Here is a 25,755-nt window from a genome sequence, read left to right as displayed (position 1 = left end):
TGATATTTTTAAATTCTATAATCTAGTGCATTTGTTTGGGACAAGCCTTTCAGCCAAGGCTGCGGTTCACAGCCAGTGATACGTCTGATGGGGGTTCGTCTGATCCTGCTTCGGCTTCGTAAGGAATCTTTCCTTCGGCACGAGCGGCAGATCAGGCAGAACCCCCTTGCTTATGAGTACAGGGGTGCCTAACGGTACGAGATCAAAAAGCTCCTCGATGTCCGCCCTGCTCATGCGGATGCAGCCCTTGGATTCGTCCTTGCCCACGCTGTCCGGTTCGTCCGTGCCGTGAATCGCGTAATTGGTGTCTGACAGCTGCATGCCCCTGCTTCCAAATTCGCCGTCATCCCGGCCGTTCGGATTCATCACCTTGATCGAAATTTTGTATTTTCCCTCCGGCGTACGCTCTCCCCCCAGTCCAACCTGATAACTGCGGATGAGCTTATCCCCGCTGACTACGGCCAGACGGTGTGCCGCTTTATCGACGATAATTTCGAGCCGCTCCTGCAAAAAGGGCTTCTGTCCCCATGTCGAAGCAAACGGAGACGGCGGCGTATTGGCATCGGATGCCGTTTCACCGCCCCCGCCTTCTTGTCCCTTAGAGGAACTTCCGCCGGATTGCATCCATTCGGCCATCGGGGCAAACGCCTCCTGCATACGCGGCGTCCGCCCCGAAACCCAATTTTCCGGAAACGGCCGCGTCAGATCGTTCACGGACTTCGGCAGGGCTCCGTTCTTTTCCCGGTAGGCGGCCATGGCGCTGTACAGCAAAGCCAGCTCTTCCTGCTCCAGGGTCCATTTCGCGGCAGCGGACTGCAATGCTTCCTGATCCTGCGGTTTGCATGCGCAATCTTTGGCGTTATAGGACTGATAGGTCATCTTTCCTTTCCCGCCGGAAAGCATCGTATAAGAGACTGGCAGATCGCGCGACCACAGCAGCCATTTTCCCTGCCGTTTCATGGTCAGGACCGCCAAGCGGTTCCTGGATTCCTGCGCGATTGACATTTCATCCGCTAGCAGGTGCGCCTTGCCGTCCCCATCGTCCTCGCCCAGTGCGGTAAACACCGTGCCAGATGCAGGCTGTCCGTCTTCTGCCGCAGCCCCCTCGCCTTTACCCGTATCCTTTTTCTCCGGCATATCATCTGCTGCTGCAGCCGCCTGCACTTCTTCCCTGGGGTTCGCCGATTCTTCGGCAAGGCTCTGCCGCTGCGGCGACTCCACCGAAGGAATCAGCACCAGTATGAGAATCATCAAGGCAACCGCCGCCCGGCGGATCCGCCGCCGCTTCCGCTCCGCGTCCTCGGCCTGCTTCAGCAGCTTCTGTTCGTATTCCAGCCAAATATCCGATGGCACCCGGCTCGTTTCAAAGGCTTCATAAATTCCGCCCGACTGGTTAAAGCAGTAGTTGGCTTTCCCCTGCTGCCCGCTTTTTTCATATTCCTTCCCCAGCAAATACCATCCCATTTTATTGTCCGGATGCATCTGAACGTATTTTTTGAGATAGAGCGAATTCTTCAACGGTAACCTCCATGCGCAAATGTTCTTTCTATTTATATCGGCACGCGGAAAACAAAAAAACATCCCCCTCGAGGCCTATTCGGCCGGGGGATGCTTTCAGACATAGGCGTAAGCATGAAGCGTTGCTTCAGCCTTCTTTATGAAAAGGGCAGTCCGCGATCTTAATGGAATCCGTCGGGCAGCCGTCAACGGCATCCTGCAGGTCATCGTACATCTCTTCAGGAATTTCGGTGTTGCCTTTGTTGTTGTCGCCGCCGTACACGACTTCGGCCAGCCCCTCGTCGTCGTAATCGTAAATATCCGGAGCGGTTGCGCCGCAGGCGCCGCACGCGATGCAGGTATCTTTCTCAACCCAAGTAAATTTGGCCATGGCTCTCCTCTACCTTTCTATTTATCTATATAAATGATCTATCCAAAAAAAAAACGAAATGTTCTCCACCATAGCAGCAAAACCATATTTATATGGTAACGCAAATTTCGCCGACTCTTCAATGACAAAAATCACATATTTTCGTTTCGTGACTTTCGCCCTAACCGTCTACGGAAGATCCTCGTCGCGCTTATCGGCAAAATCCATCTGCAGCGACGTTCCCCGCACCCGGTGGTTGCGCAGCAGCGCCGACGGATCGTCACCGAGCATCCCCGCGGTAACGACGGCGTTCTCCCCGAACTTGTTCCGCAGCTCGTCCATGATCTTGGTCAGGGACTCCTTCTTCGGCTGCTTCTCATAGCTGAACAGATCAAGCTGGATCGCCGACTCCTCCTTCGGCACCAAGTGCTGCAGCGTCACGCCGAGCAGCCTGACCGGCTTGTCCCAGCTCCAATGCTCCGCATACAGCTTGCGCGCCGCCTCGTAGATGTCCTCGGCATTTTCGGTAGGGGCAGGCAGCACGCGGGCACGCGTGATCGTCTTCATGTCCGGCGTCCGGATCGTGATCTGCACCCCGCCTGCGACCAGTTCCTTCCTTCTTAAGCGCCGCGCTACCTGATCGCTTAGATTGAGCAGCACCCGGTTCACATCTTCCTTGGCGCTGATATCGTGAGGCAGCGTCGTCGTATGCCCGACCGATTTGCTCTGCTCCCGATCCTCCACCACCGGCGAATGGTCAATACCGTTCGCCGCCTGCTTCATCCAGGCCCCAACGACCCCGAACACGCGGATCAGCGCTTCTTCGTCCGTACGCGCCAGCTGGCCGATCGTATGGATGCCGATTTTGCGCAGCTTCTCCGCCGTTTTGCCGCCGATTCCGAACAGCTCTCCGCAAGGCTTGTTCCACAGCACGTTCGGCACATCGCGGATGCGAAGAACCGAAATGCCGTTCGGCTTTTTCATATCGGAGCCCATCTTGGCAAGCAGCTTGTTCGGGGCGATCCCGATAGAGCACGGCAGCCCGAGCTCCTCATAGATCCGCCGCTGGATTTCCTCGGCGATGTGCTGGGGTGTCCCGAACTGCTTCGATCCGGTAATATCGAGATAGCATTCGTCAATCGAAGTCGCCTGCATCAGCGGCGTATAGGAATAGGCGATATTCATAAACGCCTTGGAGTATTTGCGGTATAAATCAAAATCAGGCTTGATGACGATCAGCTCCGGGCACAGCTTCAGCGCCCGGGTGACCAGCATGCCTGTCGAAATGCCCCGTTTCCGCGCAGCATAGGAACAGGTGACGATAATCCCCTTTCGCAGCTCCATGCTTCCTGCAACCGCGGTGGGCATGCCCCGGTATTTCTCCGGCTCCTCCGCCTCATGGACGGAGCAATAAAACGCGTTCATATCGACATGCAGAATGACCCTTCCATTCTGCGGATAATAGGCATCAACGCTTGGCTTGTCCATCTTACTCACCCTTACCAAATTCATAAATCCAGCATACCCCTCGCCAGAAACGAGGTCAAGAACCCTGGGAACCTACTTGCACGAGGAATTCTTTGTTACATTCCCGCGTAAAAATGATATAATAATGAATTATACAAATGACGTAGTGATCATTCCAAGACTTCCAAAGGAGGACTCCCATGTCTAAGTCCATTTCCATCTTCGATACGACCCTGCGGGACGGCACCCAAGGCGAAGGTGTCAGCTTGTCCGCCGACGATAAACTGAAGATTGCCAAGAAGCTCGATGAGCTTGGCGTACAATATATTGAAGGTGGCATTCCGGGAAGCAACAGTAAGGACATCGAGTTTTTTAAAAGGGTTCAGCAGCTGGGCCTGAGCGCCAAAATCACCGCTTTCGGCAGCACGCGCCGTAAAGACAGCAAAGCTGAGCAGGACGGAAACTTAAAGCGCATTCTGGAATCCGGTGTTCAGGCCGCCACGCTCGTCGGCAAATCTTGGGACTTCCATGTCCATACAGCGCTGCAGACCACGCTGGATGAGAACCTGGCCATGATTTACGACTCGATCGCCTTTTTGAAGCAGCAGGGGCTTGAGGTCATTTTTGACGCCGAGCACTTCTTCGACGGCTATAAGAACAATGCGGACTATGCCGTTTCCGTGCTGAAGAAAGCCAAGGAAGCAGGCGCCGATTGGCTGGTGATGTGCGACACGAACGGCGGAACCCTCCCGCATGAAATTCACGGGATCGTTACCAGCCTGACTTCGCTTATCCCTCAGGCCCAATTCGGTATCCATACGCATAATGACTGCGAGCTCGCCGTGGCCAACACGCTCAGCGCGGTGGAAGCCGGCGCCCGCCAGGTTCAGGGAACGATCAACGGCTACGGCGAACGCTGCGGCAACGCGAATCTCTGCTCTATCATTCCGAACCTGGAGCTCAAGCTCGGTTACGAGTGCATCGGCGAAGATCGCTTGAAGCAGCTGACCAACACCGCCCGCTTCGTCAGCGAAATCGCCAACGTCAACATGCCGGTGAACCAGCCGTATGTCGGCAACGCGGCATTCGCCCACAAAGGCGGAATCCACGTCTCCGCCATCCTTCGCGACTCGCGCACGTACGAGCATATCGTGCCGGAGCTCGTCGGCAACAAGCAGCGCGTGCTGGTGTCGGAGCTGGCCGGCCAGAGCAATATCGTGTCCAAGGCGCAGGATATGGGTCTGGACTTCGATTCCACGAGCGAGCATTCGCGCAAAGTGATCGAGAAGATCAAGGATCTCGAGCACCAGGGCTATCAGTTCGAAGCGGCCGACGCGTCCCTGGAGCTGCTCCTGCGCGAAGCCGGCGGCGAAATGAAGGAGCTGTTCACATTTGAATCCTTCAAAATGCTGGTAGAGAAAACCGCCGGCAGAGCCGTCGTTTCCGAGGCGTTCGTCAAACTGAACGTCGCTGGCAACAACGTCTATACTGCGGCTGAGGGCAACGGTCCGGTCAATGCGCTTGACAATGCGCTGCGGAAGGCGCTTGTGCAGTACTTCCCGGCGATCAAGGAAATGCATCTGTCCGACTATAAGGTCCGCGTGCTCGATGAGAAGGATGCAACCGCGGCCAAGGTTCGCGTACTGATCGAATCCCGCAACATCAACCAGTCCTGGAACACCGTCGGTGTGTCCGAGAACGTCATCGAGGCGAGCTGGGAGGCGCTGGTCGACAGTATGCGCTACGCCCTGCTGGGACAGATCCTTCAGACATCGGAACCTGAAGCGGCTTCACCGTCGCAAGGGCTGGTCAATCACTAAACCATTCATATCAGCTTAACTGAAGCAGACCGTCCGGGAGCCATCCTGGACGGTCTTTTATTTTTTAAATCAACACAAAAAAAGAAGACCTCCGGCAGTCTACCCGGAAGGTCTTCCATTCACCCTTAACTAGGACTCGATCAGATGCTTGATCTTCTTCTCCAGATCCTTGGACGGCAGAATGCCCAGGATCACATCCTGCACGACACCGTTTTTGTCGATCAGCACGTTCGTCGGGAACACGGCTCCTTTGTACTGGTCGTAGATCGTTCCTTTCAGATCCAGCATGACCGGAAAGTTCACGTCGTATTTCTCGACGAAGCTTTTGGCGTTTTTCTTGTTGTCATATTTGGTCACATTGATGCCGTAAATATTCAGGTCATCCTTGTATTTTTCCGCCAAGGCATGCAGCTCGGGCGCTTCCTGCTGGCACGGATCGCACCAGGAAGCCCAGAAATTCACCAGAATAGCCTTGTCCTGCGCCCCGCCGACACGGTATTCCTTCCCGTCGAGCCCCGTGGCCGTGAAGGCCGGTGCCAGATATCCCGCTTGCGGCTTCGTTTCGGTCGGCATCGGCTTCTCCTGCTGAAAGGCAGCCTGGATTTTGTCGCCTGCACTTTGGTAAACTACAACACCCGCCAGCACCAAAAAGGCGAGCAGAATGTACAAATTACGTTTCATAGATGTCGCCCCTTTTTCATAAAGAGGTTGTTCAAAAAGTCCGCTTTTGATCACGAAGTAAATCGGGAAGCTGATTCGGCATCGAATCTTGAATTCAGCCGGGCCTTCCGGTGCTCACGTACCCACTACGTACGCTCTGCTCCTCAGTCCCTTGCTTCATCCAATCTTCTCGGTGCTGAAAACCGACCTTTTTGAACACGCACTTAAAGTGGTATCCCTTATATTTTACCCTCTTTTCACGGGAACTTACAAATGAACTGCAAAATTTTTCCCACCGCCCTATTTGGCTTGGCCCACAGTGCAATCTGCCGATCTCGTCCCTTGCGATTGTACAGGCATCCCGCTACACTTGACATGATATGAATGCACAAAAAAAAAGAGCCCCTGCCAAATGCAGAGGCCAAAGTGAGAGGGGAGAATACGGTTGACAGAGCTTCACGTACACGACGAAGAAATATGGCTGGATGCTGCTTGCGCCCACGGATTGGCGGAGCAGCTATTTCTTCATCGGCCTTATGAAGCCTGCGGTGTACTGCGGGGTAATGCTGCAGCGGGCGGCATGCGAATCGAGACGTTGATCCCGATCCGCAACGTAGCGCCTGACCCGCCGCACCGCTTCACCCTGGATCCCCATGAGTGGGTGCAGCAGTGTCTTAACCCTTCGGGACTGCTCGGAATCTTTCACACGCATCCACACACCGTTCCGGTTCCGTCCGAGGAGGATTTGCGTCAGCTCCCGCTTTTCGGAGATTTGCTCCGTATCTATTTGATCAGTTCCCCCGACGAATCGGGATCTTCTGTCGTGACTCAGGCTTACTTCATTGAACGTTCAGCGGCAGGCGATTTTCATCTCCGCCCGGCCCGGTTACGCATGGCTTAAATAGGCGTACAGGTCGCCCAGCGTCTCTACCTGTCTCCTGCGCGATATGTCCCGCAGATACATAACCCACAGCTTTGCGGTCATCTTGGCATCCTCCAAAGCGTGATGCCTTCCCTCGATCGGAATATTTTTCGCCATCAGCAGGTCGTCCAGCGCAAAGCTCGCGCGCTGCGGCTCCAGCCAGCGGGCAATCATCATCGTATCGATCACCCGGTGGCTGAGGTTCACCTTCGAGGTTTTCCACAGTGCCGCATTCAAAAAGGATTTGTCATGGGCGCTCGCATGGGCGACCAGCACCCTTCCCCCAACGAAATTCATGAAACCGTGCAGACCGTCCATCAGCGGCGGCGCTTCGTTGATCATCGCCTGCGTAATCCCCGTCAATCCGGTAATGTGGGACGGCACCGGGCGTTTGCATTGAACGAGGCTGTAGAACGACTCATCCTCTTTGATTTCGCCGCCTTTGACCCGAAGCGCCCCGATCGACAAAATTTCATCGCCCTGCTGAACGTTGAATCCCGTCGTCTCCAGATCAAACACGACGGTTTCCAGCTCGCTGAGCGGAGTATGCAGAACCTCCGGCCGCCGTTGTTCTCTCATCAGCGAGCGGATAAACGCCATCTGCTGTGCGGAGGATCCTCCCATCACTGAAGCAATCGCCGAGGGCATGCCTCCCTGCCGAAGCAGGCTCCAGAACCCGCTGTTCCCCCGCTCCGGCGTCTTCATGGTCTTCTCCTCTCCGCGAAACGAAGCTGACGCTGCAGCGCCCGGTGAGTCCGCCTGACGACGGTCAGGCTTTCGCGAAGCTCATACATCAGCGGCCTTTTCTTGAGCTCCTTCTGCGGAATGTAGCCGCTGCTCATGAAGATGCCCCTTTCTTCGCGGTGGGGGGCGGTCGACCTCAGCATCAAGGCGGTAAGAAAGGCGCGTTGCACATTCTCCAGCAGCATGTTGCCCCCGTCCAGCACCATCAGCCTCTCCAGCCGTTTCAGCGTGGATGATTCCTTGACTCCCTGCTGGAGGGCCATATATCGGACGCTGTTGACGATCGGGATGTACACCCCGTATTTCACGTCAAAATCTCCGGCATGTTCTCCAAACCGTTCGGTAACGACCTGGCCGAGCAGATTTAGCGTTGCTTTATGTCTGACCGTATTCCGCAGAATCGCGATCGCCAGCTCCGGCGTCTCATCGAGACATTTTCCGAAAAAAGCCTTCCACGACTCAGAAAGTGTGCGATCACCAGAAATATAGCGCATATCTGTAGCGATAATCAGGTAGCGAACCGGTTCCCAGCTGAAGTCATTGCGCCAGCGGGAGAGCTGCGTTTTCCAACCCTCCAGCGTTTTGCGCCACAGCGGCTCGGAGCACATGACTTTCCCCTTGCATTTTTCATAGCCCAAATATTCAAACAGGTCCGACAGCCGTTGACCGAAGATTTGAAAGTAAGCTTCCTTATATGCATCCGGCTCGTCGCTGATAATAAGGCCGTTATCCTGATCGCTCCACAGCGTCGACTCCCTACGGCCCGCACTGCCGAATACGACGAAGGCGTAGGAGACGGGAGGCAGGCCGTAACCGGCCTCCTCCAGTTCCCGCTCGCAAATGTCGACGGCTCTGGCCGCGATCAAATCATGCATTTCATTGACGAGTGCAGACCAGGCCCCGATCGGCATGTCAGCGAACATTTCCTGAAGCTGTTCCTGACAGTCCAGCCGCCTGCTCCGAAGCTCTTCACGCGAGTTCGCATAAGCGATCGTACCGAGGTCCAGATCACATGATTCCGACTTCAGCGGTTCCATACGGTTCACCCCCTCCATGGTGAATTATATTCATTCATATTTCTTTAGACTTAGGTAAAGGACTCGTTGGTTCCCGCAGATGGCTTAGGAGCCGATGCGGAAGACGCCGATGGTCTGATCTCGGAATCAACGAGCAGTCTCATTTGCTCCGGATAGCCGTAAGTGCCGTGTTCGCTGATGTCCAGACCCATCATTTCTTCTTCTTCGGTAACGCGAATTCCCATCGTTGCTTTCATAATAGCGATGACGATAAAGGAGATCACGAGAACGAATACGAACGCCCCGAGGACACCCAGCACTTGAACGCCCAGCTGCGAGAATCCACCGCCATAGAACAGTCCGGGTTTTCCGACGCCAGTAATCTCAACAAGCTTCGGCGTTGCAAACAACCCTGTGGAAACGGCCCCCCAAATCCCGGCAATACCGTGTACGGAAAAAGCGTAAATCGGATCGTCAAGTCCCGCTCTCTCAAACCATTGAGCCGTGAAGAAGGTAATGATACCAGCAACCGCACCGATCACGATCGCTGCCCACGCATCTACGAATGCACAAGAACCGGTGATAGCAACGAGAGCGGCCAAAACGCCGTTCAGCATGCTAGGGATATCGGCTTTGCCGAATATTGCCCAGGAAATCAGCAGGGCGGCAACAGCACCGGCAGCTACAGCCAGGTTGGTGGTCAAGGCCACATATCCGAAAAATCCGTCCATCAGTGGTGTCAGCGCACTGCCGGGGTTAAAACCGAACCAACCGATCCACAGAATAAACACGCCAAGTACCGATAATACCTGATTATGACCCGGAATGCTGTTAGGCTTGCCGTCCTTGTTGTATTTGCCAAGGCGCGGCTTCAGCATGTAAGTGATGACCAGGGCTGCGGTCGCACCTGTCAGATGCACGACGGTCGATCCTGCGTAGTCCTGCATACCCAATTGGCCCAACCAGCCTCCGCCCCATACCCAGTGGGCAACAACCGGATAAATCACGATCATAAAAATGGTTCCAAATACGATATATACGCTTAATTTTGCGCGTTCCGCCATACCGCCGCAGGCAATGGCCAGCGATACGGCCGCAAAGGACAGCTGGAACAAAAACTTAACCGTCAGCGACGCATCCGATGCGGATAAGGAATCAAAGGACGCTGCCATGGAATCGCCGGTCAGGAAAAATCCCGTCGTTCCGAATAAACTGTTCCCATTGCCGAACCCAAGGCCAAAACCGACTGCCCAGAAAACGACGATGGCAATTCCGAGTGTCAGTACGGTCTTCCCTGCGATATGACCCGCGTTCTTCATCCGTACCGTACCGGCTTCCAAAAGCGCGAAACCCGCCTGCATAAAAAACACGAGCATAGCAGCCATAAATACGAAGAAGGTGTTCAACCCAGCCTGTAGTTGAACGTTGGTCGCCCCGTCATCGGCTGCAAAAACCGTTACGGGAAACGTCAACAATGTAAGCATTAATAACATGATTCCTAACCATTTCCTTTTCATGTACCCCATTCCCCCAATGTCAATATTTCTAACACAAAGTGAAATTCTTAATGACATTATAAGCCGATAGTCCTGAAATTGACAAGATATTTTTTGAAAATACTGAAAAAATGTTTCTGATGTAATATTAACTTACAATGTCAGCTTTATAGGAAAAGCATGACGTTTGACTGTACGGTTCGGATTCATGTATCATAATTTAAGTAATATAATATGGAAACGAGCATTCGTTTAATTTCCTGCGAGGTGATATAGGATGGGGATATGATACTGTATCGGATCGGTGAATTAGCTAAGGCTGGTGGTGTCAGCGAGCGTACAATTGATTATTACACCAAGCTGGGATTGATTTTTCCAGAGAAGCGCACGCTTAAGAATTACCGTTTGTACAGCCATGAAACCTTGGTCCGGCTTAAACGTATTAATGAATTGAAACAAGAGAAATATAGTTTGGATGAGATTAAAGAGATGCTTGAGAAGTGGGATTCGGTTCCGGAAGAGAAGCAGGTGTCCGACAAGCTGTCTCACCTCGAGCTTCATATGCAGCAGCTGCAGCGCGAAGTGAAGGAGCTCGAACCGCTGATTAAGCAAATGAAGCCAAGCCATGCGCGGCTGGTGCTGCTGAATCTCCTCCCGCAAGGTGCGGCGTGCATCGAGGCCATTCGCCTCTTCCTTGAACAGCACGGCCCAACCCTCTAGTTTCCCGCAAAATAAAGCAGGAGGTATGGAAATGTATTTCGACGGAATGTATATACTTATCATTATTGCATTTCTGTTTTCGCTCTGGGCACAGTTTCGAGTTCAGGGTACCTTCAAGAAGTGGTCCACGGTTCAGGCGAACAGCGGCATGACCGGATATGACGCGGCCCGGCACATGCTGGATACCCACGGGCTGCACGATGTGCCGATCGAACCGGTACGCGGAGCCCTCTCCGACCACTACGACCCGATTAACCGCGTCGTCCGCCTGTCGGAACCGGTGTATTACGAGAGCTCCATCTCGGCGATTTCCGTTGCTTGTCACGAAATCGGCCACGCTATTCAGCACAAGGAGCATTATCCGATGCTGGTACTGCGCCACCGGATTTTCCCGATCGTCAACTTTGCATCTGGACTTGCTCCGATCCTTCTGATTGCCGGTTTCCTTTTCCAATGGCTTGGACTGATCGGACTCGGCATTATCTTCTTCTCCGTTGCGGTTGCTTTCCAGCTGATCACGCTGCCGGTCGAATTTAACGCAAGTAACCGGGCCCGCGAGATTATGGTTTCGGAAGGATACATCACGAACGAAGAAGAACGCGGCGTGGCCAAGGTGCTGAATTCCGCAGCCCTGACCTATGTTGCAGCGGCGCTGGTTTCCCTGCTCGAACTGCTCCGGTACATTTTGATCTTCACGAACAGCAACAACCGTGACTAATACAAACAGGTATGTAGATATCCGACTTCAATATAAAAATACCCCGTGTCGTTAACCGACCGGGGTATTTTTATTGTTCTGGTGTAAGCCGAAATATTTAAGCAGAAAGGTGCGGAAAGACTGGGCCACCAGAGGAAGCTTATCGTCCGAACGATGAATCAGCCCGATCGTGCGGGTGACTTTCGGCTCCGAAATTTTAACGCGTGCCGGCTGCAGCGGATTGGTCTGGAACAAGGCCAGCTCCGGCAGGATACTGACACCCATGCCAGCCGCCACCAGTCCGCGGATCGTGTCCGTCTCCTCACCTTCGAAGGCGATCTTCGGCGTAAATCCCGCCTCGAGGCAAGCATGCCAGACAATCGGCCGCAAAGAATAGCCTTTGCTGAAGAGAACGAACTTCTCATCCTTCAGTTCGACGAGCTTGATGCTCTCCTTCTCGGCCAACGGGTGGTTTGGCGGCAGAATCGCATACAGCTCTTCGGTCAGGATCACTTCGCCTTCCACATGTTCATGCTTTTCCGGGAAAGGTGAAATGAAGGCCAAATCGACTTCCGCCGAGATTACATCACGGATCAAGGACGGGAACATCCCCTGCTTGAAACGGAATTTCACGTTCGGATACCGGCGTTTAAATTCGGCCACCACGGAAGGGATCAAATGAATCCCCAGGCTGTGCGGAAATCCGATACGAATTTCTCCCTGCTCCGGATCCAGAAATTCATGAACCTCCATGACCGCCTTATCCAAATCCTTCAGGATGCCCTCCACCCGTTTGCAGAACAGCTGCCCTACGGGGGTTAACTGCAGGTTTCTACCTTTCTGCATGAATAAGTGGACTCCGAGTTCCTCCTCCAGCTGATGAATCTGCCGGCTCACCGCTGACTGGGCGACATGCAGCTCCTCTGCAGCCTGCGTGACATGCTCCTTCTGTGCTACCTTCAAAAAGTATTGCAACTGTCTTAATTCCACTACTTTCGCTCCATTCTGCTTATACGATACCTGTTCATCCGAGCTTGGCTAGCGGCGCCTTCTCAGCACCCTCGCCATCAGTCCATAAATAAAGAAACCGCCGATCAATCCGCCCATATGGGCCACCCAGTTAATGTTGGATTGCGAAATCCAGGTTACGACGACGCCCACGATCAATATGCCGTACACGGTTTTCCGGGAGGCGTCGTCCATCCACTGCCGTTGAAGCAAGGCGATATACAGATAGGCGCCGTAAATGCCGTAAATCGCTCCTGAAGCGCCTATGGAGATCAGGATCTCTCCGGTACGGTTGTAATGAGCCACTGTCATCAAATTACCCAGAATACCGCTTAACAAGTACAGCAGCGCGTATCGCCAAGGACCAAGCAGCCTCTCCAGAGGCGGGGCAAACACGAGCAGCGCGAAGCTGTTAAACAGCAAATGGGAAAAACCCGCATGCAAAAACATGGAGCTGACATATCTCCACCACTCATTATATTGATCGATGTTCGTCAGTGCTCCAAACCGGATCAGCGTTTCATTGTTGGTGGAGCCCCCGTTAAAGGCCATAATGAGAAACATCACCAGGTTGATGACAAAGAGCAGCGTCGTGATCGGGTAGTACTTCAAATAACTTTTCAGATTCTCATAACGTACAAATAACATGTTATCCTTCCTTCTATAACCGAGTAAACCGCAACGAAATTGGACAATGCCTTTTTAAAAAGATTATAATGGACTTTGTCACGAATCACCAATTTTTGATAACCAGGAAGGAGATTTCATATGGCACAAGAACGTACCAATGCAGCTACATTCAAAGGCAATCCGATTACCCTCATTGGCCCGGAACTTCATGTGGGCGACGCCGCTCCAGATTTCAAGGTCAGCAAAAATCTGCTTGAAGAGGCTACTCTTAAGGATTATGCCGGTAAAATCAAATTAATTAGTGTCGTTCCTTCTCTTGATACGGGAGTATGTGACGCCCAAACGCGCCGTTTCAACGAAGAAGCCGCCGGCCTTGGCGACGACGTGATCGTGCTGACCATCAGCGCCGACCTTCCATTCGCCCAGGAACGCTGGTGTGCCGCTGCCGGAATCGACCGTGTCGTGACCCTTTCCGACCACAAGGAGATGTCGTTCGGCGACGCATACGGGGTTCATATCAAGGAATTCCGTCTGGACATGCGCTCCATTTTCGTCGTGGACAAAAACGACAAGATTACATATGTCGAGTACCTGAAGGAAATGGCCGAGCATCCGAACTACGAAAATGCCGTAGCAGCCGTTAAAGAACTGCTGTAATTCGGCTTAAGCCGCCATGTTCCCATAAAAAGCGGGAGAAAGAGCTGATCTTTCTCCCGCTTTTTCCTTACTCATTGTGTTATTTTGTATTTAGCCAGTTTCTTATCCAATATGCCGAACAAGTTTAAAATAATCCGGTAATTATACCCCAGATCCCCCAGCGAGCCCCGGGAGGCGGAATACATATCTACAGCGGTGCGGACTGGACCAACAGATAGCACCGAAATGGTAATATCCACGGTACGGCCAAGCGAGGTTCTCTTCTCCAGCGTGATCTCCCCGACGGAAGACACCTCGTGCAGCACTTTGTAGCCAGGAATTTTTTTAAGTGTCGAGGAGATTTCCTCCCATGCCTTGTCTTTCGATAAATTGTAATAGCGCGTTTTCATTTTAGGATCCTTCGCGCGGTCGCTTGTTCCTTCTTGACTGCGAATGACCCCCACTAGAACTCTCTTTAGCGACAAGACCTTTCCTCCTTTATAGTAAACATCATCAATACTTAACAGTTTATCATTGTTACGGTCAGAACAAAAGAGTAAGTACGGAATGATGCCGGAGATTCAACAAAAAAACACCCCAATCCGGAAATAGAACCGGCTGGGATGTTCTCTATTCTGCACCATAATGGTCGCAATGGGTTCATCGACAAAATAAAAACCCGCCTATGCCGTCCGGTTAAATTGTCTTCTGAACCTGCTCTAGCAGGTGGGTGATCGCATCAGCGGTTTTGAAGTCCCCATGTCATATAGACAGGGCGTTTCAGCTGCGCTTCATATAGATCTCCCTCAGACATTATCATTGGTTCAAAACAACGATTAACCGTGGCGAACATCGCAGGATGTAGTCTTATTATAGACCGAAATCGTCAGCATGTAAACGAAATGGTAAAAATTTAGAAGAAAATATCGCTTGCTGGCTTAGTTTCTTTTACCCGGCTCATCGCCATTTGAAACGCTTTCCTCGTACCATTCATCTCTCTTGTCCGGATCGCCCTGCAAACTTACGGAATCATCTGCGTCAGCGGCTTCCTGCTGTGCCTCTTCTTCCTTCTGTTTGAGCCGCTCCGCTTGCTCCTGCATCTTCATGTAGGTGCCGTAGAAGTTGAAAAACGCCCACAATGCGATGACGCTTCCGCCAAAGAAGAAGATCAGCGCTGGATACTTGGACCCGATAAACAGGACGACCGCACTCCCGAGCACGGTAGCAAGCACCCGGAAAGGCCGGATGATCGTAATCAGAACCGCGTTCTTCAAAATCTGTCCGATGGACATATGGTAATGAACGATCATCGAAAAAAAGTTGAACATCGACAGGAACAGAACGATCAGCAGGATCAGCATCACAATCCCGATCAGCTGCATATTGCGAAACTGGGTCATATAGACCGTATAATCCACCATCATAATAACCAGCAGCAGCACGTAGAAAATACCGCCGACCATACTTTGTTTGTAGTTTTCCTTGTACGCTCTGAAATAGGTGCTGAAAATTTTAATATCGGTATCGCCCATCACCCATTTACGTACCACTGCAAACAGCGCCGCCGTTGCAGGGAACAATGTAAACGGTGCCACGATTCCCATGGCCCAGTTCATCTGCAGCGACTCGTTAGCCCCCGTTACCAGCAGCTTCGTCACCAGAAAAAAGAAGAATGGGATCGAACACAGCATCCACAAGATATTGCTGTAAGCTATCCGGGTAATCCACTCTGTAATTTTGTAAATTCCACCCATTGCACCTTTGAATTCCAAGTAAAAGTCTCCTCCTCCACTAACATGCCTGTACCTTAATAATACCGCATTAGGGACATACATTGCCAGAGCCTAATTTCCGGCATCTGGGTGTTGGTCTATACATGCGGGCGAAAACCGTCATAAGATACACCGTAAACCAAAAGAGTTCAACTTTTTGAAGGAGGTTATGTTCAATGTCTCACGCTGTAGGCGGAGTTGGTTATGGTTATGGTTACGGTCATGGCCTTTGGGGTTCCACAGGCGCCATTCTGGTGCTGTTCATCCTGCTCGTCATCATCACTCGCGCATTTATCTGGTAATTTGATGATATGAAAAAAGAGGCGAAGTGCACGCGGCACTTCGCCTCTTTGTTATGTTCTTACTTCTCGAAAGAGTCTTCGCGTTTCGTAGTACGGCGTCCCTCGCTGCTGCTGGTCCGCGGTTTGCGGTCGCCGCGGTAGGAATCCCCGCGTCCGCTGTAGCTCTTGCTATAGCCACCGCGTCCGTCGCCGCGGTCACGGTTGTACCCTCCGCCACTGCGGCTTCCGCTGCTGCCGCCGCGGTAGCCGCCGGACGGTTTGCGTCCGCTGCGCAGGTCCGGTTTGCCGCTGTGACGGCGCTTGACGCGGATCGGGTCTTCCGGCGTCAGCTGGATATCCGAATCCTTCTTCTCGCCTGTCAGCATCTTCAATGCCGCAGACAGCAACTGCACGGAGTCGTACTGCTCCAGCAGTTGGATGGCTAGTCCTTTGTATTCGTTCAATTCGCCCTTCTCCACGGTTTCGAGCAATCTTTCTGCCGTCACGCGCTGTTTGCCTTCGATGGCTTCGGCCAGCGTAGGGAGCGGCTTGCGCGGAATACGGTGGCGGGTTACGCGTTCGATCAGGTGCAGGTGATCCATTTCGCGCGGAGTAACGAAGGTCCACGCGGTACCTTCTTTCCCGGCACGGCCGGTACGTCCGATCCGGTGCACGTAGCTTTCCGGATCCTGAGGAAGGTCAAAGTTCACGACGTGGGTAACGCCGGATACGTCCAGGCCGCGGGCCGCAACGTCCGTAGCTACCAGCACGTCGATGCTTCCGTCACGGAATTTGCGCATCACGGTGTCGCGCTGGTTCTGGGACAGGTCCCCGTGCAGGCCGTCAGCGGAATATCCGCGCTTCTGCAGGGCTTCAGCCAGCTCGTCGACGCGGCGCTTCGTGCGCCCGAAAACGATGGCAAGCTCCGGAGATTCCATATCGATCAAGCGGCTGAGCGCTTCGAACTTCTGGCGTTCCGGCACTTCGATATAAGCCTGGTCGATCAGCGGTGCGCTGACTTGTTTCGGAATAACGGAAACATGCTCCGGATTTTTCAAAAATTGCTGAGCCAGCTTCTGAATGTTCGGCGGCATGGTCGCGGAGAACAGCATCGTTTGGCGTTCTTCCGGTACCAGCTTCAGGATCGTTTGGATGTCCTCCATGAAGCCCATATCCAGCATTTCGTCGGCTTCGTCCAAAATGACGGTTTCGACGTCGTCCAGGCGGATCGTTTTGCGGTTAATGTGGTCAAGCAAACGGCCTGGTGTACCGATAATAATTTGAGGCTTCTTCTTCAGCGCACGGATCTGGCGTCCGATGTCTTGACCGCCGTAAATCGGCAGCGAGCCAATTCCCTTGAAACGGGTCAATTTTCCGATTTCCTCTGCGACCTGGATCGCAAGCTCCCGGGTAGGTGTCATAATGAGGGCGACGATTTTATCCGTATCTTTGGAAATTTTATTAATCAGCGGAATACCAAAGGCAGCGGTTTTGCCTGTACCCGTCTGTGCTTGGCCAATCATGTCCCGTCCGCTCATTGCGATCGGAATGGATTGTGCCTGAATCGGTGTCGCTTCCTCAAATCCAAGCTCCGTAATGGCCTGCAATACCTTTGGTTCGAGGCCTAATTCTGCGAAATTTTTCAAATTTTTCATACTCCTTCTATAAAGTGGACATACCACAATCTTGTCTGTATTCTTAAGTAGCGGTAAACATTATATAGGGTAGCCAAACTTCGATCAAATTTTTCATGGCTTCGATTCTCTATAGCGTTTATCCGGGCAAACAAAACAGCCTACAGAATTTAGTAAACGGTAATTATTCTCCTGAAACAATGCAAAATAATACTATTGTACAACCGTACTCAAGAACATCTAATACATTATATCACAAACCAAATTACAAACACCAGTCAAGCTGAAACAACTTTCACTCGTCTTGCAGAAAATTACATAATGAGGTGATGAGCTTGGAGCTCAAAAATATTTGGAAGTATGTGGTTGTGGTCCTTGGTGCGGCTTTTATTGCCTGCGGGTTCAATTTATTCCTCGTTCCGCTTCATTTGCTGAGCGGGGGCGTGTCGGGCCTGTCCATGCTCGTGAATTATTTTACACCGATCAGTCTCAGCGTTCTTTATTTCGTGTTTAACATACCGATGCTTGTCGCCGGCTGGTTCCAGCTCGGCAAACGTTTCATTATTCTGAGCATTCTATCGGTCGTCGCCACGACTTGGCTGATCGCGGTAGTCCCCGAAACGTCCCTCGTATCCGATACGCTGCTGGCTGCAGTATTCGGCGGCGTCCTCGTCGGGATCGGGGCAGGCATCTCTTTCCGGGCCGGCGGCTCCTCCGGCGGGTTCGATATTATCGGGTCCATCGTTACGCGTTACCGCGACTTCCCGATCGGAAACATACTGGTGGCCATGAACGGGGTCGTCATCCTCGCAGCCGGTTACTTACAGGACAATTGGAACCTGGCGCTCGCCTCCATCGTTTCCATCTTCGTCACGGGCAAGGTCGTGGACATGATCCACATCAGCCATTTCAAGGTCACCGTGTACATCATCACAAACGAGACGGATGCCCTTCTCGGGCAGCTGCTGGAGCGGCCGCGTGGCGTAACCAAGATCAAGACGCAGGGCGCTTTTTCCAATGTGGAAAAGGATATGCTGATGACCGTTACCACACGGTACGAATTGGCCGAGCTGAAGCGCATCATCAAGCAGACCGACCCCAAGGCGTTCGTCAACATTGTCGAGACCGTCGGGGTCATGGGTTCCTTCCGCAGAAGCTGATTTTTGTATGCGCTGTGTAAAAAAAACACCAAATGTGGTATATTAATAGTGCGCGCTTCCTACAATAGTTCCATGAGATTAGGATATATCCGAATTTCCCAAAGCACCAAAACGCTTTTCCGATTCGCCTTGCGTTGGATCATCTGACTGTGAAGATTCGAAGGAGGAAAGGGTGATTTTTGTGGAAATGGAAATGGAAACGGTAAAGTTGTCCCAAATCGTCATGAAATGGTTCCCGGATATGATGCCATTCTTGAAGCAAAATGAACTGAATTCCCTCATTGTGCTGCGGGACGGACTTAGCATTCTGGAACAAGAAGATGCCATGGAGATCATCCAGTACAGCATCTGTGAACATCAAAGCTCCGCGCTGCTTCACTGATTTATAGCAAGTAGCAAGTGCTTGAATAACATGCCATTCGCGAATGGCCGCTTTCAGCGGCAGCGCGGGTGGCATTTTTATTTGGCCTGAAGCGGCCAACGGGCACGGGAACTGCAATTTTGTCAAAATGTTGGAAGTCGCTTTTCCCGCAAGTATTTAAGCATCCCGGTGGCAACCCTACGGAGAGGGAGACCGTTTGATTCCAAGCTGATTCGTTTAAGAAAAGGAAAGGCGCCCAGATTTCAAGCCGCACAGCCTTCGCCAAATGATTACAAAGCTGTTGCACCAAACAGGAGGTCGTTCCGATATAATTGACATGTAAAGCCAATCAAGGGGAGAGAGTATTATGAATATTATTTGGGCGCTGCTGCTGTTGCTCGGCAGCAGTGCCGGTCATCCGCAGCAGGACAGCAATCATCCGTTAAGCCAATTGTTTCAGGCAACCGTTCATTCCGCAATGATCGCATCCCAACAAGACGTTCCGGTCAGCGCAGACCACCCGCCCGTCAAGGTAGATCCGCAGGTCACCGCCCCCAAAGTCAAAGGGATTTACGTTACCGCATACAGCGCCGGCGGTTCACGCATGAATCAGCTGCTGGATCTCATCGACAAAACCGATTTGAACGCCATGGTGGTCGACATCAAAGACGATGCAGGATACATAACCTATAAGACGGACAATGCCACGTTGAAGCAGATGGGCAAACCGCAGCCGTTCATTCCTGACATCAACCAGCTGATGCAGCGCCTGAACAAGCACAAGGTGTACCCTATCGCCCGGGTGGTCGTATTCAAAGATACGGTCCTTGCCAAGAAGCGGCCGGATCTGTCGTTCAAAAATCCGGACGGAACCCTCTGGGAGAACGGCAAAGGCGACAGCTTCGTCAACCCGTACAGCAAGGAGGTATGGGATTACAACATCGCGATTGCCAAGGAAGCGGCCAAGCTTGGCTTTAAAGAAATTCAGTTCGATTATGTACGGTTCCCGGAAGGATTCGAGAAGCGGGCCGATACGCTGAAATACGTCAAGAACGGTAAATCCCGCGTGGATACGGTCGCAGAGTTCGTCCAGTATGCCCGCAAGCAGCTGGCCCCTCTCGGCATTCGCGTGTCGGTGGACATATTCGGCTATGCGGCGTCCGTTCCGGCGGCCGAAGGGATCGGTCAGGATTTCGGCAAAATCTCCGAAAACGTGGACGTCATCAGTCCGATGGTGTATCCGAGCCATTACACGACGGGCTGGTTCGGTGCCCAGGATCCGGACAAGGAGCCTTACAAGACGATCAAGGGCTCCATGGCCGATACGCACAAAAAGCTGGATCCGCTCAAAGACCGCAAGCCCATCATCCGACCGTGGATTCAGGATTTTACCGCAAGCTGGCTCGGCAGCGGCCATTACGAGAAGTACGGCAAGCAGCAGGTAGAGGATCAGATTCGCGCCTTAAAAGACGCCGGCGTGGACGAATACTTGCTGTGGAACGCTTCGAACCGGTATTCCCAAGGCGTAGCCTACAAATAAGAGGTACCGCCCTAGATCAAACGGCATGATTATATACGCACTTCCTTATCCCGGCGGCTTTCGCCGGGCTTTATTTATTTGGAGATGCCCCTGTTCAAACCGGTGTGCCATGGTTTACAATAATAGTCTTGTCACCTTTATGTCAGAATTCAAGATATCTGTGAGGCTCATTTTATTATGAAAACAACAATGTCGCTCAAGCAAAAAACGATACAGTTTCTCGTCATCCTGCTGCCGATTCTGGTCACGCAAATCGCGCTGTCCGCGATTACGTTTTTCGATACCAACATGTCCGGCCGGGCCAGCTCGACCGATCTCGCCGGTGTAGCGATCGGCACAAGCCTGTGGATCCCGCTCCAGACCGGTCTGAGCGGTATCCTGATGGGCATGACCCCGATCGTGTCGCATCTGGTCGGCGGCGGCAGCCGTAATAAAGTAGCGTATCACGTCGTGCAGGGCCTGTATCTCGCCATATTGCTGGCCCTTGTGATCCTTGGAATCGGCTCGCTGCTGCTTCCCGTTATTTTGGACGGGATGAACCTGGAAGGGAATGTGCGGGACATCGCTTTCCGCTTTTTGAGCTACCTGTCCATCGGCATCGTCCCGATGTTCGGTTATACCGTGCTGCGAAGCTATATCGATGCCCTGGGACAGACCCGGATTTCCATGCTGATCACGCTGATCTCGCTGCCGATTAACGTCGGCTGCAATTACCTGCTGATCTTCGGCAACTGGGGGTTTCCCCGCTTGGGAGGCGCAGGCGCGGGAATCTCATCCGCCATCACTTATTGGTGCGTGTTCCTGATCGCGATCCTGTTCATCCACCGGCTCCATCCGTTCACCGATTACGGCATTTTCCGGAGGCTGTACGGTGTATCGCTTTCTGTGTGGAAGGAGCTGCTGAAAATCGGGGTGCCGATCGGCTTCTCCATCTTTTTTGAAACCGGAGTATTCTCCGGCGTTACCCTGCTGATGAGCCGCTTCGACACGGTGACGATCGCGGCCCATCAGGCGGCGATGAATTTTGCGTCCACGCTCTATATGATTCCGCTCAGCATCAGTATGGCGCTCACCATTCTGGTTGGCTACGAAAACGGGGCGGGCCGGCTGCGGGACGCCAGACAATACAGCAGGCTCGGGATTTCCACCGCGGTGGGCCTTTCGCTGGTTACCGCCGTCGTTCTGCTCGTAGCCGGACGTTATGTGGCCGGATTTTACTCAGAGGAGAGCCATGTGATCGTACTGATTCAACATTTTCTGATCTATGCGATTTTCTTCCAAATCTCCGATGCCGTAGCCACCCCCGTTCAGGGCGTACTGCGCGGATATAAAGACGTCAATCCGGCATTCATCATTACGTTTATTTCGTATTGGGTCATCGGACTGCCCGTGGGCTACCTTCTGGCCGAGTTCACCCCGCTTCAGGCCTACGGCTATTGGGACGGCCTAATTACGGGACTCGCGGTCGGCGCGGCACTTCTGCTCGGACGGCTCGTTAAGGTCCAGCGGCGGTTCGCGGCCCTAAGCCGAGTGTAACCGCCCGTGTTCCCCCGAGCAGTTACTGAGACTTGGCTGCGCAAGCGGAACCAGCATACCGCTCCCCACTTTCGGCTCACTACAAAAGGCGCTGCAGGGTTAAAACCCGCAGCGCCTTGTCTGTGTTACCGTTATGTTTATTGCGAAAGCCGTGAAGCGAGCTCATACAGCTCCCGGTTAAATTCCTTCTTCGTGTTGACGACCTTATCGATGTCCGTCAGCACGAGCTCGCCTTTAATGATGCCGCAGGCCTTGTCGGATTCACCCGCGATCAGCATGCGCACCGCAAAATCGCCCAGACGGCTCGCCAGATTCCGGTCCGCTGGAGTCGGCGTTCCGCCCCGCTGGATATGTCCAAGCACCGTTACCCGCGGTTCCAGAGTAGGGCAGCGGTCGGTCAGGGCTTTGGCAACCTCTTCCCCGCTTCCCACACCTTCAGCCACGAGTACGATACTGTGCCGTTTGCCATGAGCAAAGTTCTGCTTCATCCGCTCCGTAATTTCATCCATGTCATGCGGCATTTCCGGCACGAGGATCGTCTCCGCACCCGAAGCGAGGCCCGCATGCAAAGCGATATCTCCGCAGTGTCTTCCCATGACTTCCACAATCGAGGACCGCTCGTGCGAGGACATGGTGTCGCGCAGCTTGTTCACCGCATCAACGACGATGCTGACGGCGGTATCGAATCCAATGGTGTAATCTGTAAACGCGATATCGTTATCGATCGTTCCGGGCAGCGCCATCGTATTGATGCCGAGCTTGCTGAGTTTATTGGCACCCTGGTATGAGCCATCGCCGCCGATGACGACAAGGCCGTCGATTCCGTGCTTGCGGAGAATTTCCGCACCCTTCTGCTGGCCTTCCGGCGTCATAAATTCCTTACAGCGTGCCGATTGGAGAATGGTGCCGCCGCGCTGGATAATATCGCCCACGCTGCGCAGATCCATCGAAAAGATGTCGTCGTTCAGCAGACCGTGATACCCGCGTTGAATGCCGTAAACCTCAAGTCCGTGATACAAGCCGCTGCGTACGACGGCGCGTACGGCTGCGTTCATCCCTTGCGAATCTCCGCCACTGGTTAATATTGCGATTTTTTTGACTGCCATGTTATTTCCTCCTCTTATCACTCGTACAAATGCTTGCGGATCCACCGGCTGTTGAAGAAGAAGAATAAGCGGGTAAGCGGGCTTCCCTTCATCAAACGTTTGGATACGGAGCGAACTTCCTGCTGCTCGCTGACTTTGGGATCGGATAAATAGATTGCCAGCAGCCCCTCAATGATCATCCGATGGAACGGGGGCACCGGGATGGCTGCAACATCCTTCCGGGCCGATTCCACAATAAAGGCAATCCGGTCCAGCATGACTTCGGGGCTCTCATAGTAATTGCAAAAATTGAGGTCTCCGCCAAGCCGATCCTCTTCCTGATCAATCAGGTAATCCAGCATAATATGCAGACAGCAAACATGTGGAAAATATGACGCATGAATGGAGGCGGCGGCAGTGCTGCTCAAATGGCGGTCGCTTGCGGCCAGAAAGAGCATGAACACGCCCAAGGTCGAACCGGTTGCCGCGGCGAACTCGTTCCATTGAAGCTGGGGAGTCCGTTCACGATGAAGCTCCCACCACGCAAGCAGCGCCGGTTCTCTTAACTCCGGTTTGATGTGCTTGTAAACCTGCAGGTCGGTATACAGGCCCGCTAAATCCCGGATAAAGGGCATCGCGGCAGCGTAGCCGGGCAGCTGGCGTATGCAGCTTTGGCAGGTTGTCACCAACCCATGTAAATAACCTCCGTCATTTTGCTCCTGACGAAGTGCATAGTAATTGACAGGTTCAGCCGCCGGGTCGATCGCATCCAGCATCGATTGATGAAGCAGGCGGAAATCTTCGGCTTCCATGGATGTGCTGCGGTCACACAGGTTATCCAGATAGTCGCTGATCGTCTGATAGGTCACGATGAGCTTGGTAAGTATAAGCCGCTCCGGCAGCGGAACGGCGGCGTAGACGCCCCCGCCTTCACAGTGAAATTGCTTCGTCTCTATACTCGCCAAGGCTTGCTTTCTCAGCTCGGGATCAGGGATGTTCCCTGCCTTCCTCCGCCATCCGTCCAGTTCTTTTCGCACTTCCGGCAATATATGCTTGTACACCCGGCTCATTAAACTGACAGGATTCCGGGGAACTTGATATCGAGTTTGCCTATTTTCATTCAAGACGGTGCCTCCACATTGTTGTCTACTTGTATCGATCCTAATGTCTTTTATTATAATATGGTCCTGGAATTTGCACAAATAAACCGTGCATGAATCCTCCCTTTTTTTACAACAATATGTGTCCAATTAAAGGAGTGTGCCCAGATCTCCTCGAAAAGGTAAGCTGAAAGATTCACCGCAGCAGCATATGCTCATCTATAGTATAGCGGGCGGCATCGTGCTGCATGGTGACTTTTTGCACAAAAATCACAAAAACATCGGGGTATTGGATCATGAAACTAGAACAATCGACGCCAGACGTCAATTGGCAAAGGGCATTCACCTTTACCATCTATGGGACCAGCGTCCTGGTCGCCTCCTACTTCCAGCTTTACTTCAGCCACTTGGGCTTCAGCAGCTCACAGGTCGGCTATCTGTACGCCGTCGGGCCCTTCATCTCCATCTTCTCCAACATGTTTTGGAGCATGGCCAGCGACCGCTACCGGACGACCAAAAAGATGATGCTTCTGCTGTTTGCCGGACAGCTGGGTATGGGGCTACTCCTGTCGGCCACTTCTTCCTTTTATGCGGTATTCGCGTTGATTACGGTCTTCTACTTTTTCTACTATCCGGTATTTCCGCTGTCGGATACGATGTCGATCCAAACCGCCCAGAGGCACGGGAAAAACTTTATCGTCATCCGGGTCTTCGGTTCGATCGGCTATGCCTTCTTCGCCCTGTCCATCGGCTATGTTCTTGGCAACTTCGGCATTTCCCGAACGCTGCTTCTGGCCATCATCATTGCTGGGGCCTGCCTCCTGCTCGCCACAAGGCTCAGGGACGGCGTCAAAACGAACGGTCAGAAGATGGAATGGAGGGGCTTGTGGAACGTGCTTCGGCAAAAAGAAGTGCTGTGGTTTTTCGCAGGCGTATTCTGTCTCGCCCTCCCCTACCGGATGAATGAAGCGTTCCTGACCCTGACGCTCAAAAGCATGGGCGCTAGCGAGGGGCTGATCGGCTGGTCCCTGCTCGCGGCAGCCCTCAGCGAAATTCCGGTCTTCTTCCTGCTCAGCCGCTTCGGAGAGCGTTTCAAGGAGCTGCCGCTCCTCGCCCTTGCCGCGCTGATGTTCGCTCTGCGCTTTTTCTTGATGTCGATCGCCGATCACCCCGGAACGGTCATCGCGGTCCAGACTTTACACAGCGTAACCTTCGGCATCTACTATGTGACGGCGGTCCGATACATCACCCGAATCATTCCGGATGAATTCCGGGCGACGGGACTTGCGCTGTTTACGATCGTATGGTCGAGCGCAGCCGGGCTCGTCAGCGGAACGTTCGGCGGCGTGCTGTATGAGCAGACCGGGCGCACAACCTTCTATTTCATCGCCGCAGGGCTGGCTCTGGTCGCCTGCGCCGGTTTTTTGGCGAGACACCTGCTCGGAAATACCAAGGTTCCGGGCGCTTCAATGGACAGCCGCAAGATGTAAACCTTCAAAAAAAGCCCATTTTCTAACCGCGGAGAACGGAAGAAAACGGGCTCTTCTTATTTCAGAAAAATATATGATAACAAAAAGGCACAGTCCCCGCATGAGAACTGTGC

The 25,755-nt window shown here is 52.9% G+C and carries 25 protein-coding genes and 1 other RNA gene; 11 read left to right on the top strand and 15 right to left on the bottom strand.

The features are described from left to right. Positions 1 to 66: 66 nt before the first annotated feature. The 3 genes from GCU45_RS25085 to GCU45_RS25075 form a co-directional block, all read right to left on the bottom strand. Positions 67 to 1,518 carry a L,D-transpeptidase gene (locus GCU45_RS25085; protein ID WP_152401323.1) on the bottom strand — a complete coding sequence of 484 codons (1,452 nt, stop codon included), beginning with the start codon at positions 1,516 to 1,518 and terminating at the stop codon, positions 67 to 69. 127 nt (positions 1,519 to 1,645) lie between these two features. Further along, entirely contained in the window at positions 1,646 to 1,888 is a 243-nt protein-coding gene (locus tag GCU45_RS25080; RefSeq protein ID WP_152401321.1) for a ferredoxin, read from the bottom strand. A gap of 168 nt (positions 1,889 to 2,056) precedes the next feature. After that, entirely contained in the window at positions 2,057 to 3,379 is a 1,323-nt protein-coding gene (locus tag GCU45_RS25075; RefSeq protein WP_244364241.1) for a DNA polymerase IV, read from the bottom strand. A 155-nt stretch (positions 3,380 to 3,534) separates the two neighbouring features. Between GCU45_RS25075 and cimA the strand changes: the two genes are divergently transcribed. Continuing rightward, positions 3,535 to 5,154 carry a citramalate synthase gene (gene cimA / locus GCU45_RS25070; RefSeq protein WP_076170226.1) on the top strand — a complete coding sequence of 540 codons (1,620 nt, stop codon included), beginning with the start codon at positions 3,535 to 3,537 and terminating at the stop codon, positions 5,152 to 5,154. A gap of 129 nt (positions 5,155 to 5,283) precedes the next feature. Here cimA and GCU45_RS25065 read toward each other — a convergent pair whose 3' ends face one another. Beyond that, positions 5,284 to 5,835 (bottom strand): TlpA family protein disulfide reductase, encoded by a 552-nt coding sequence (locus tag GCU45_RS25065; RefSeq protein WP_076170227.1) that lies wholly within the window; start codon positions 5,833 to 5,835, stop codon positions 5,284 to 5,286. A 424-nt stretch (positions 5,836 to 6,259) separates the two neighbouring features. On the opposite strand from GCU45_RS25065, the gene GCU45_RS25060 reads away from it, so the two are divergent. Next, positions 6,260 to 6,715 carry a Mov34/MPN/PAD-1 family protein gene (locus GCU45_RS25060; protein WP_167527217.1) on the top strand — a complete coding sequence of 152 codons (456 nt, stop codon included), beginning with the start codon at positions 6,260 to 6,262 and terminating at the stop codon, positions 6,713 to 6,715. Here GCU45_RS25060 and GCU45_RS25055 read toward each other — a convergent pair. Genes GCU45_RS25055 through GCU45_RS25045 form a run of 3 tightly spaced genes read right to left on the bottom strand, consistent with a single transcriptional unit; the run spans position 6,701 to position 10,013 of the window. Next, entirely contained in the window at positions 6,701 to 7,441 is a 741-nt protein-coding gene (locus GCU45_RS25055) for an exonuclease domain-containing protein (protein WP_076170229.1), read from the bottom strand. The genes GCU45_RS25060 and GCU45_RS25055 overlap by 15 nt on opposite strands. After that, positions 7,438 to 8,517 carry a DUF294 nucleotidyltransferase-like domain-containing protein gene (locus GCU45_RS25050; RefSeq protein WP_105441570.1) on the bottom strand — a complete coding sequence of 360 codons (1,080 nt, stop codon included), beginning with the start codon at positions 8,515 to 8,517 and terminating at the stop codon, positions 7,438 to 7,440. Before GCU45_RS25050 ends, GCU45_RS25055 begins: the two co-directional genes overlap by 4 nt. Before the next feature lie 50 nt (positions 8,518 to 8,567). Continuing rightward, entirely contained in the window at positions 8,568 to 10,013 is a 1,446-nt protein-coding gene (locus GCU45_RS25045; protein WP_076170231.1) for an ammonium transporter, read from the bottom strand. Between the two features lie 264 nt (positions 10,014 to 10,277). Between GCU45_RS25045 and GCU45_RS25040 the strand changes: the two genes are divergently transcribed. Both GCU45_RS25040 and GCU45_RS25035 read left to right on the top strand, forming a co-directional pair. Next, complete coding sequence (locus GCU45_RS25040) at positions 10,278 to 10,712, top strand: MerR family transcriptional regulator (protein ID WP_076170232.1); 435 nt, start codon at positions 10,278 to 10,280, stop codon at positions 10,710 to 10,712. A gap of 31 nt (positions 10,713 to 10,743) precedes the next feature. After that, the gene (locus GCU45_RS25035) at positions 10,744 to 11,430 is read left to right on the top strand and encodes a zinc metallopeptidase (RefSeq protein WP_076170233.1); all 687 of its coding nucleotides are present in this window, start codon (positions 10,744 to 10,746) and stop codon (positions 11,428 to 11,430) included. A gap of 51 nt (positions 11,431 to 11,481) precedes the next feature. On the opposite strand, the gene GCU45_RS25030 is transcribed toward GCU45_RS25035, so the two are convergent. Continuing rightward, a complete protein-coding gene (locus GCU45_RS25030; RefSeq protein WP_076170234.1) occupies positions 11,482 to 12,399 on the bottom strand; it encodes a glutamate biosynthesis transcriptional regulator GltC in 918 nt (305 codons plus the stop codon). 48 nt (positions 12,400 to 12,447) lie between these two features. After that, complete coding sequence (locus tag GCU45_RS25025) at positions 12,448 to 13,065, bottom strand: rhomboid family intramembrane serine protease (RefSeq protein WP_105441572.1); 618 nt, start codon at positions 13,063 to 13,065, stop codon at positions 12,448 to 12,450. A 120-nt stretch (positions 13,066 to 13,185) separates the two neighbouring features. On the opposite strand from GCU45_RS25025, the gene tpx reads away from it, so the two are divergent. Further along, on the top strand, positions 13,186 to 13,704 hold the full coding sequence (gene tpx, locus GCU45_RS25020) for a thiol peroxidase (RefSeq protein ID WP_076170236.1): 519 nt from the start codon (positions 13,186 to 13,188) through the stop codon (positions 13,702 to 13,704). 71 nt (positions 13,705 to 13,775) lie between these two features. On the opposite strand, the gene GCU45_RS25015 is transcribed toward tpx, so the two are convergent. From GCU45_RS25015 to GCU45_RS25005, 3 genes are all read right to left on the bottom strand, one after another. Further along, entirely contained in the window at positions 13,776 to 14,168 is a 393-nt protein-coding gene (locus GCU45_RS25015) for a DUF1499 domain-containing protein (protein WP_076170237.1), read from the bottom strand. Positions 14,169 to 14,355: 187 nt separating this feature from the next. Next, a non-coding RNA gene (gene ssrS / locus GCU45_RS25010) (6S RNA) lies at positions 14,356 to 14,547 on the bottom strand. A 74-nt stretch (positions 14,548 to 14,621) separates the two neighbouring features. Then, positions 14,622 to 15,455 carry a YesL family protein gene (locus GCU45_RS25005; RefSeq protein WP_105441574.1) on the bottom strand — a complete coding sequence of 278 codons (834 nt, stop codon included), beginning with the start codon at positions 15,453 to 15,455 and terminating at the stop codon, positions 14,622 to 14,624. A gap of 176 nt (positions 15,456 to 15,631) precedes the next feature. On the opposite strand from GCU45_RS25005, the gene GCU45_RS25000 reads away from it, so the two are divergent. Continuing rightward, a complete protein-coding gene (locus GCU45_RS25000; protein WP_145947153.1) occupies positions 15,632 to 15,757 on the top strand; it encodes a sporulation protein YjcZ in 126 nt (41 codons plus the stop codon). Between the two features lie 59 nt (positions 15,758 to 15,816). Here the strand turns inward: GCU45_RS25000 and GCU45_RS24995 are convergent, their stop codons facing one another. After that, on the bottom strand, positions 15,817 to 17,382 hold the full coding sequence (locus GCU45_RS24995; RefSeq protein WP_152401316.1) for a degradosome RNA helicase CshA: 1,566 nt from the start codon (positions 17,380 to 17,382) through the stop codon (positions 15,817 to 15,819). Positions 17,383 to 17,705: 323 nt separating this feature from the next. Here GCU45_RS24995 and GCU45_RS24990 point away from each other — a divergent pair, with 323 nt between their 5' ends. From GCU45_RS24990 to GCU45_RS24975, 4 genes are all read left to right on the top strand, one after another. Beyond that, positions 17,706 to 18,530, top strand: coding sequence for a YitT family protein (locus GCU45_RS24990; protein WP_425281227.1), 825 nt, complete (start codon positions 17,706 to 17,708; stop codon positions 18,528 to 18,530). Between the two features lie 187 nt (positions 18,531 to 18,717). After that, positions 18,718 to 18,912, top strand: coding sequence for a hypothetical protein (locus GCU45_RS24985; RefSeq protein WP_076170738.1), 195 nt, complete (start codon positions 18,718 to 18,720; stop codon positions 18,910 to 18,912). A gap of 346 nt (positions 18,913 to 19,258) precedes the next feature. Continuing rightward, positions 19,259 to 20,431, top strand: coding sequence for a putative glycoside hydrolase (locus GCU45_RS24980; RefSeq protein ID WP_145159803.1), 1,173 nt, complete (start codon positions 19,259 to 19,261; stop codon positions 20,429 to 20,431). A 177-nt stretch (positions 20,432 to 20,608) separates the two neighbouring features. Beyond that, positions 20,609 to 21,967, top strand: coding sequence for an MATE family efflux transporter (locus GCU45_RS24975; protein WP_152401312.1), 1,359 nt, complete (start codon positions 20,609 to 20,611; stop codon positions 21,965 to 21,967). Positions 21,968 to 22,104: 137 nt separating this feature from the next. Here GCU45_RS24975 and pfkA read toward each other — a convergent pair whose 3' ends face one another. Both pfkA and GCU45_RS24965 read right to left on the bottom strand, forming a co-directional pair. Beyond that, positions 22,105 to 23,073, bottom strand: a complete 969-nt coding sequence (pfkA, locus tag GCU45_RS24970; RefSeq protein ID WP_076170243.1) for a 6-phosphofructokinase — start codon at positions 23,071 to 23,073, stop codon at positions 22,105 to 22,107. Between the two features lie 17 nt (positions 23,074 to 23,090). Then, positions 23,091 to 24,122 (bottom strand): tetraprenyl-beta-curcumene synthase family protein, encoded by a 1,032-nt coding sequence (locus tag GCU45_RS24965; RefSeq protein ID WP_152403308.1) that lies wholly within the window; start codon positions 24,120 to 24,122, stop codon positions 23,091 to 23,093. A 326-nt stretch (positions 24,123 to 24,448) separates the two neighbouring features. Here GCU45_RS24965 and GCU45_RS24960 point away from each other — a divergent pair, with 326 nt between their 5' ends. Next, the gene (locus GCU45_RS24960; RefSeq protein ID WP_152401310.1) at positions 24,449 to 25,642 is read left to right on the top strand and encodes an MFS transporter; all 1,194 of its coding nucleotides are present in this window, start codon (positions 24,449 to 24,451) and stop codon (positions 25,640 to 25,642) included. The last annotated feature ends 113 nt before the right edge of the window (positions 25,643 to 25,755 follow it).

The sequence above is a fragment of the Paenibacillus cellulositrophicus genome, assembly GCF_009363095.1.
GTDB classification, from domain to species: Bacteria; Bacillota; Bacilli; order Paenibacillales; family Paenibacillaceae; genus Paenibacillus_AQ; species Paenibacillus_AQ favisporus.
The sequence above is the reverse complement of the archived record's forward strand: the minus strand, read 5'-3'. Positions and strand labels throughout refer to the sequence as shown.

What these genes read in the sequence shown, in the direction of transcription:
- GCU45_RS25080 (WP_152401321.1), bottom strand. Translation starts at nt 1,888, where the DNA reads ATGGCCAAATTTACTTGGGTTGAGAAAGATACCTGCATCGCGTGCGGC.
- GCU45_RS25075 (WP_244364241.1), bottom strand. Translation starts at nt 3,379, where the DNA reads ATGAATTTGGTAAGGGTGAGTAAGATGGACAAGCCAAGCGTTGATGCC.
- cimA (WP_076170226.1), top strand. Translation starts at nt 3,535, where the DNA reads ATGTCTAAGTCCATTTCCATCTTCGATACGACCCTGCGGGACGGCACC.
- GCU45_RS25065 (WP_076170227.1), bottom strand. Translation starts at nt 5,835, where the DNA reads ATGAAACGTAATTTGTACATTCTGCTCGCCTTTTTGGTGCTGGCGGGT.
- GCU45_RS25055 (WP_076170229.1), bottom strand. Translation starts at nt 7,441, where the DNA reads ATGAAGACGCCGGAGCGGGGGAACAGCGGGTTCTGGAGCCTGCTTCGG.
- GCU45_RS25050 (WP_105441570.1), bottom strand. Translation starts at nt 8,517, where the DNA reads ATGGAACCGCTGAAGTCGGAATCATGTGATCTGGACCTCGGTACGATC.
- GCU45_RS25045 (WP_076170231.1), bottom strand. Translation starts at nt 10,013, where the DNA reads ATGAAAAGGAAATGGTTAGGAATCATGTTATTAATGCTTACATTGTTG.
- GCU45_RS25040 (WP_076170232.1), top strand. Translation starts at nt 10,278, where the DNA reads ATGATACTGTATCGGATCGGTGAATTAGCTAAGGCTGGTGGTGTCAGC.
- GCU45_RS25035 (WP_076170233.1), top strand. Translation starts at nt 10,744, where the DNA reads ATGTATTTCGACGGAATGTATATACTTATCATTATTGCATTTCTGTTT.
- GCU45_RS25025 (WP_105441572.1), bottom strand. Translation starts at nt 13,065, where the DNA reads ATGTTATTTGTACGTTATGAGAATCTGAAAAGTTATTTGAAGTACTAC.
- tpx (WP_076170236.1), top strand. Translation starts at nt 13,186, where the DNA reads ATGGCACAAGAACGTACCAATGCAGCTACATTCAAAGGCAATCCGATT.
- GCU45_RS25000 (WP_145947153.1), top strand. Translation starts at nt 15,632, where the DNA reads ATGTCTCACGCTGTAGGCGGAGTTGGTTATGGTTATGGTTACGGTCAT.
- GCU45_RS24985 (WP_076170738.1), top strand. Translation starts at nt 18,718, where the DNA reads ATGGAAATGGAAACGGTAAAGTTGTCCCAAATCGTCATGAAATGGTTC.
- GCU45_RS24980 (WP_145159803.1), top strand. Translation starts at nt 19,259, where the DNA reads ATGAATATTATTTGGGCGCTGCTGCTGTTGCTCGGCAGCAGTGCCGGT.
- GCU45_RS24975 (WP_152401312.1), top strand. Translation starts at nt 20,609, where the DNA reads ATGAAAACAACAATGTCGCTCAAGCAAAAAACGATACAGTTTCTCGTC.
- pfkA (WP_076170243.1), bottom strand. Translation starts at nt 23,073, where the DNA reads ATGGCAGTCAAAAAAATCGCAATATTAACCAGTGGCGGAGATTCGCAA.
- GCU45_RS24965 (WP_152403308.1), bottom strand. Translation starts at nt 24,122, where the DNA reads ATGAGCCGGGTGTACAAGCATATATTGCCGGAAGTGCGAAAAGAACTG.
- GCU45_RS24960 (WP_152401310.1), top strand. Translation starts at nt 24,449, where the DNA reads ATGAAACTAGAACAATCGACGCCAGACGTCAATTGGCAAAGGGCATTC.